Source organism: Phenylobacterium sp. (genome assembly GCF_024508875.1).
In the GTDB taxonomy this organism is placed as follows: Bacteria; Pseudomonadota; Alphaproteobacteria; order Caulobacterales; family Caulobacteraceae; genus Phenylobacterium.
This window is the reverse complement of the sequence record NZ_JANINU010000147.1, coordinates 1-5,935: the sequence shown is the minus strand read 5'-3', so window position 1 is coordinate 5,935 and position 5,935 is coordinate 1. Positions and strand designations below refer to the sequence as shown.

At 70.0% G+C, this 5,935-nt stretch carries 7 protein-coding genes; 6 read left to right on the top strand and 1 reads right to left on the bottom strand.

The window, feature by feature from the left end:
• Together Q0L11_RS12290 and Q0L11_RS12285 are read left to right on the top strand one after the other, a co-directional pair.
• Positions 1-95, top strand: a 95-nt coding sequence (locus tag Q0L11_RS12290) for a hypothetical protein (protein WP_296597588.1), incomplete at its 5' end; no start/stop codon positions are given.
• An 88-nt stretch (positions 96-183) separates the two neighbouring features.
• Positions 184-2,196 carry a S9 family peptidase gene (locus Q0L11_RS12285; protein WP_296597587.1) on the top strand — a complete coding sequence of 671 codons (2,013 nt, stop codon included), beginning with the start codon at positions 184-186 and terminating at the stop codon, positions 2,194-2,196.
• A 116-nt stretch (positions 2,197-2,312) separates the two neighbouring features.
• On the opposite strand, the gene Q0L11_RS12280 is transcribed toward Q0L11_RS12285, so the two are convergent.
• Entirely contained in the window at positions 2,313-3,059 is a 747-nt protein-coding gene (locus Q0L11_RS12280) for a molybdopterin-synthase adenylyltransferase MoeB (protein WP_296597586.1), read from the bottom strand.
• 53 nt (positions 3,060-3,112) lie between these two features.
• On the opposite strand from Q0L11_RS12280, the gene hslV reads away from it, so the two are divergent.
• The 4 genes from hslV to hslU all read left to right on the top strand — a co-directional run.
• A complete protein-coding gene (gene hslV / locus Q0L11_RS12275; RefSeq protein ID WP_296597585.1) occupies positions 3,113-3,664 on the top strand; it encodes an ATP-dependent protease subunit HslV in 552 nt (183 codons plus the stop codon).
• 80 nt (positions 3,665-3,744) lie between these two features.
• Positions 3,745-4,077, top strand: coding sequence for a hypothetical protein (locus tag Q0L11_RS12270; protein ID WP_296597583.1), 333 nt, complete (start codon positions 3,745-3,747; stop codon positions 4,075-4,077).
• Entirely contained in the window at positions 4,074-4,961 is an 888-nt protein-coding gene (locus tag Q0L11_RS12265) for a nuclear transport factor 2 family protein (RefSeq protein ID WP_296597582.1), read from the top strand. The genes Q0L11_RS12270 and Q0L11_RS12265 overlap by 4 nt, the downstream gene beginning before the upstream one ends.
• Positions 4,962-4,980: 19 nt before the next feature.
• The coding region (gene hslU, locus Q0L11_RS12260) for an ATP-dependent protease ATPase subunit HslU (protein WP_296597581.1) at positions 4,981-5,935 on the top strand (955 nt) is incomplete at its 3' end.

The following is a 5,935-nucleotide window of genomic DNA, read 5'->3' as shown; positions in this document are numbered from 1 at the left end:
CCCGCGTCGACATGGGCGAGAAGGTGATCATCAACATCAAGACCTGGATGGACGGCCACCGGCCGCCCGACCGCGTCCTGCCCCAGATGCTGTGACGTCACGTCCCTGCCGTAACGCGCCATTGACGCGTGACGCGGCTGTGACCAAGCATCGGGACCGAATGCGGTTGGGCGACTTCGGACCATGCTGACGCGTCGCGCGATGCTCGTGGCGGGCGCTGCGGCGCCCCTGCTGGGGCCGGCCGCGCTTTCGGCGTCGCCCGCGTCCGCCGCCCCGGTCCCGCCCTCCATCGACGAGCTGCTGCGCGAGCCCGAGGTGCACGACGCCGCCATCTCGCCCGACGGCGAACAGCTCGCCATCCTGCGCAGCCGCCAGCGCGACGGGAAGAAGCACGCCTTCGTCACGCTCTCCCGCCTGGCCGACCTCTCTGCCGAGCCCCGCACCGCCTATATCGGCGAGCAGTCGGTCAGCCACGTGGAGTGGGCCAACAACGAGCGCCTGCTGATCTGGATCACCTTCACGAAGGACGACAAGGGCCAGCCCTACGGGATGTGGTTCTACGACACCTTCGTGCCCATCCCGGTGAAGCGGGTGGTCTCGGTGAACCTCGACGGCCAGGACCCGGTCGTCATGTTCGCGGGTTCCCGCTCGGTGCTGCGGCGCGGCTTCGACGCCTCGCGCGTCGTGGACTATCTGAAGGACGATCCGCGGCGGGTGCTGATGCAGGCCTGGAACGATGGCCGCGGCGCCTATGGCCTCTACCAGGTGGACGTCTACACCGGCCAGGCCGAGCTGGTGGAGCAGGGCGTCGCCGCCACCGACTTCTGGCTGACCCAGGGCGGCGTGCCCATGCTGCGGATGGATTCCAATGCCCGCGGCACCGTCGGCTGGGTCTACGGCCGCGCGCCGGGCGAGCGCGAGTGGAAGCTGATCCGCAAGTCGCGCTTCAACGAGATGAAGAAGCTGCCCGACTTCGACGTGGTGGGGCCGACCCCGCACGCGGGCGTCTTCCTCGTCTGCCAGCGCGCCGAGGGCCGGGACACCAGCGTGATCCGCACCTTCGACCTGGCCAGCCTGGAGTTCGGCGAGATCGTCGCCGAGCGGCCCGACCGCGACTTCGAGACCGCCTTCGTCGACGAGAACCTGACCCTGGTGGGCAGCGCCTACTGGGATGACCGCCTCAACTACCAGTTCGCCGATCCGGCCCTGGCCCCTCACTTCCGCGCGGTGAACGCCGCGCTCAAGAACGCCTGCAACGTCCAGCTCTACGACATCGACGTCGGCCACAAGAGGATGCTGTTCAAATCGACCGGGCCGCAGGAGCCGGGGTCGTTCCAGGTCTACGACCGCGACCGGCGGGCGCTCGAATACATCGGCCATTGCAAGCCGTGGCTCACCCCCGAGCGGCTGGCCAGGACCGAGGCGCTCAAGGTCCGCACCCGCGACGGGGCCGAGATCCCCGCCTACCTGACGACCCCGATCACCGCCGACGGTAAGCCGCTGCCCATGGTGGTCATGCCCCACGGCGGGCCCGAGGTGCGCGACTACCTCGACTACGACACCACCGCCCAGGCCCTCTCGGCGCGCGGCTGGCTGGTCCTGCAGCCGAACTTCCGCGGCTCGGGCGGCTACGGCCGCGCCTTCGCCGAGTTGGGCAAGCGCCAGTGGGCCGACCGCATGCAGGAGGACGTCGAGGACGCCGTCGCCCAGGTGGTCGCCTCCGGAAGGGCCGATCCGCGCCGCATGGCGATCATGGGCGCCAGCTACGGCGGCTACGCGGCCCTGATGGGCGCCGTGCGCCGGCCCGACCTCTATCGTGCGGTCGTCTCCATCGCCGGCGACGCCGACCTCGTCGAGAGCCTGGCCTTCTCCCGCAAGGAGGACGGCCCGGACTCGCCGGCCTACGCCTACTGGCGCGCGTCCATGGGCGACCCGAAGGCCGACGAGGCCCTGCTGATCCGCGCCTCCCCCGCCCGCCGCGCCGACGAGATCCAGGCCCCGGTCCTGCTGATCCACGGCACCGACGACACCATCGTCGACCCGCGCCAGTCCAAGATCATGGCCAAGGCCCTCCGCGCCGCCGGCAAGACCTGCGAGACCGTCGACCTCAAGGGCGAAGGCCATCGCGGCTGGTCCGACGCCACCTGGAAGACCGTCCTGACCACCAGCACCGACTTCATCGCGAAGTACGTGTGAGGAACAATTCCTCCCCCCTTGGGGGAGGTGGCGCGCAGCGCCGGAGGGGGTCCGCTCAGACCTCGGACGACCCCCTCAGTCGGCGTTCGCCGACAGCTCCCCCAATGGGGGAGCAACTATTCCCCGACGCCCCCGCACACCGGACACTCCGGGTCGCCCGCCACCCGCACGGTCCGCGTCTCGGCCGCCAGGGCGTCGTAGATCAGCAGTCGGCCGGCCAGCGGTTCCCCCGCGCCGACGATCATCTTCACCGCCTCCAGCGCCATCATCGAGCCGATCACGCCCGCCAGCGCCCCCACGACGCCCACCGCCACGCAGGTCTCCGCATCGGGCGGAACCTCCGGCACCAGGCAGCGGTAGCAGGGCTGCCGGCCGAACACGCCTACCTGCCCCGTCCAGCGGCCGATCGCCCCCGAGACCAGCGGCTTGCCGTGCCGGACGCAGGCTTCGTTCACGCAGAACCGCGTCGCGAAGTCGTCGGTGCCGTCCAGCACCAGGTCCACGCCCTCGATGAGCTGGTCGGCCGTCGAGGCGTCGAAGGCGCCGTTGAAGCCGGCGACGAACACGTGGGGGTTCAGCCCCGCCAACCGATCGGCCGCGGCGTCCACCTTCGCCCGGCCCAGGTCGTCGTCGGCATAGATCACCTGGCGCTGCAGGTTCGAGCGGTCCACCTCGTCCGGGTCGGCCAGGATGATCGTCCCCACCCCCGCGGCCGCCAGGTAAAGCGACGCCGGCGCGCCCAGGCCCCCGGCGCCGACGATCAGCACGCTGGACGCCTTCAGCTTCTGCTGGCCCGGACCGCCGACCTCGCGCAGCACCAGGTGCCGGGCGTAGCGTTCGATCTCCTCGTCGGTGAATGTCATTCCCCGGACCTCACTGGGTTGACCTCTATGGGCCGGCTGCTCACATCGCGGCCATGTCGAATAGCTCAGCATTCCCCGATTGGCACGGCACCACCATCCTGGCGGTGCGCAAGGACGGCAGGACCGTCGTGGCTGGCGATGGGCAGGTGTCCATGGGCCAAACCGTCGTCAAGGGCACGGCCAAGAAGGTCCGCAAGCTGGCGGGCGGCCGGGTCATCGCGGGCTTCGCCGGCTCCACCGCCGACGCCTTCACCCTCATCGAGCGGCTCGAAGCCAAGCTGGAACAGTATCCCGACCAGCTCGCCCGCGCCTGCGTCGACCTCGCCAAGGACTGGCGAACCGACCGCTACCTGCGCCGGCTGGAGGCCATGCTGATCGTGGCCGACAAGGACGCTATCTTCACCGTCACTGGCGTCGGCGACGTACTGGAGCCCGAGCATGGCGTCGCGGCCATCGGGTCGGGCGGAAACTACGCGCTCGCCGCAGCCAGGGCGCTGTTGGACGTAAACGGGTTGGATGCGGAAGCCGTCGCGCGCAAGGCGATGGGCATCGCCGCAGACATCTGCGTCTACACCAACGGAAGCCTGACGGTTGAGGTGTTGTAATCTTGGTTGATCCACTCGAACGACGGATATCGGCAGCCGCCGCCGTCGCCAGAGCGGGATGGTTCGTGAACGGGGCCGTCATGGCTCTGATGTTCGGACTCCCCGCTGCGATTTTTGGCCTTGCGACCCTGTTCGGCGCCCGAGCCGAGATCCTGGTTTGGTCGGTCGGAATTGCAGTCATCGTCGGTTGGTTAGGCGCCTGGACGGCTTGGTCGTTCCTGACCCCGATCTGGCGGCTGTGGGCCTATCGACGCGTGGACGACCTCGAAGAGCTCAAGGCGCTTGCTGTGGCCGAAAAAGTGATCTGGCCGGAAGGGCATCCCTTCCAAAAGACCGAGATCATGTCGGCCGCGACGCGTTCCGAGCTCGCGCGCCTCGAAGCCTTGGCGGCCGAGAGGAGAACGACGACTTGAAACTTCGACCTGTCGCCAGCTTGATCACCGCGCTGGCCCTGAACACCCCTGCCCTCGCCGCCCCCGCGGTCGATCCGGCGCCGGTCGTGGCCGCCGAGCGGGCCTTCGCGGCCGACGGCCTGGCGCTCGGCGTGCAGGCCAGCTTCCTGAAGCACTCGGCGCCCGACGGCATCATCTTCGCGCCCGAACCGATCCTGGCGAAGGCGCTCTACGGCCAGCCGCGGCCCAAGGACGTCGAACTCGTCTGGTGGCCGCTGTGGGCCGGCATCGCCCGCTCCGGCGACCTCGGCTTCACCACTGGCCCCTACACACGAAACGGGCAGCCCGGCGGCTACTATTTCACCGTCTGGGCCAAGCAGCCGGACGGGGCGTGGAAATGGCTGTTCGACGGCGGTCCGCCCAGCGACCAGACCGGCGCCGCGCCGAAGGACTCGCCCGTCGCCTACGCCCGGCCAGCGGCGAAACAGACCGGCTCCCACGCCAAGGCCATGGACCAGGTCATGAAGGCGGAGATCGCACTGCACGCGGCGGCAAAGACCGACGTGAAGGCGGCGTTCCTGGCTGTAGTCGCCGACGATGGCCGTATCGTGGGGTCCAGAGCAAGGCCGCCGGTCGACCGCGCAGGCCTCGAAGCCGAGCTCGCCACACGTCCCGCGTCCATCGCCTTCGCCCCCCTCGGCGGCCAGGCCTCGAACGCCGGCGACCTCGCCTGGACCTACGGCGTCGCGAAATGGACCCGGGACGGCGCCGAGCGTCGCGGTCACTACGTCCGCATCTGGCGCAACGACGCGGCCGGCTGGCGCCTGCTGTTCGACGAGCTGCTTCCCGCCCCGCCGCTCACGGCCCCACCGGTGAAGCCGCAGGCTGTCGCACCGCCCAGTTAGCCACTATCTAGCGGCCGACATGACCGAATTCTCTCCCCGTGAAATCGTCTCCGAACTCGACCGCTACATCGTCGGACACAACGACGCGAAGAAGGCCGTCGCCGTCGCCCTGCGCAACCGCTGGCGCCGCCGGCGTGTGCCCGACGACCTGCGCGACGAGGTGACGCCGAAGAACATTCTGATGATCGGCCCCACCGGCGTCGGGAAGACCGAGATCGCGCGCCGCCTCGCGAAGCTGGCCCAGGCGCCGTTCCTCAAGGTCGAGGCCACCAAGTTCACCGAGGTGGGCTACGTCGGCCGCGACGTGGACCAGATCGTCCGCGACCTCGTCGAGAGCGCCATCGCCATGGTGCGCGAGAAGCGCCGCGCCGGCGTGCGCGCCCGCGCCGAGGCCGCCGCCGAGGAGCGCATCCTCGACGCTCTGACCGGCCCGGGCTCCACCGCCGCCCGCGAGAGCTTCCGCAAGAAGCTCCGCGCCGGCGAGCTGGACGACAAGGAGGTCGAGCTGCAGCTCGCGGACGCAGGGCCCGCCATGCCCATGGAGATCCCCGGCCAGCCGAACCTCGGCGTGCTGAACCTGGGCGAGATGTTCGGCAAGGCCTTCGGCGGCCGCACCAAGACCCACAAGACCACCGTGGCGGGCGCCTGGGCCCCGCTGATCGCCGAGGAGAGCGACAAGCTGGTGGACCAGGAGGCCCTGACCACCGAGGCCCTGTCGCTGGCCGAGAACCAGGGCATCGTGTTCCTCGACGAGATCGACAAGGTGGCGTCCAGCCGCGAGCGCTCGGGCGCCGACGTCAGCCGCGAGGGCGTGCAGCGCGACCTCCTGCCCCTGATCGAGGGCACGACGGTCTCGACCAAGCACGGGCCGGTGAAGACCGACCACATCCTGTTCATCGCCTCGGGCGCCTTCCACGTCGCCAAGCCGTCCGACCTGCTGCCCGAACTGCAGGGCCGCCTGCCGATCCGCGTGG

What these genes read in the sequence shown, in the direction of transcription:
- hslV (WP_296597585.1), top strand. Translation starts at nt 3,113, where the DNA reads ATGTCGAATAGCTCAGCATTCCCCGATTGGCACGGCACCACCATCCTG.
- Q0L11_RS12270 (WP_296597583.1), top strand. Translation starts at nt 3,745, where the DNA reads ATGGCTCTGATGTTCGGACTCCCCGCTGCGATTTTTGGCCTTGCGACC.
- Q0L11_RS12280 (WP_296597586.1), bottom strand. Translation starts at nt 3,059, where the DNA reads ATGACATTCACCGACGAGGAGATCGAACGCTACGCCCGGCACCTGGTG.
- Q0L11_RS12285 (WP_296597587.1), top strand. Translation starts at nt 184, where the DNA reads ATGCTGACGCGTCGCGCGATGCTCGTGGCGGGCGCTGCGGCGCCCCTG.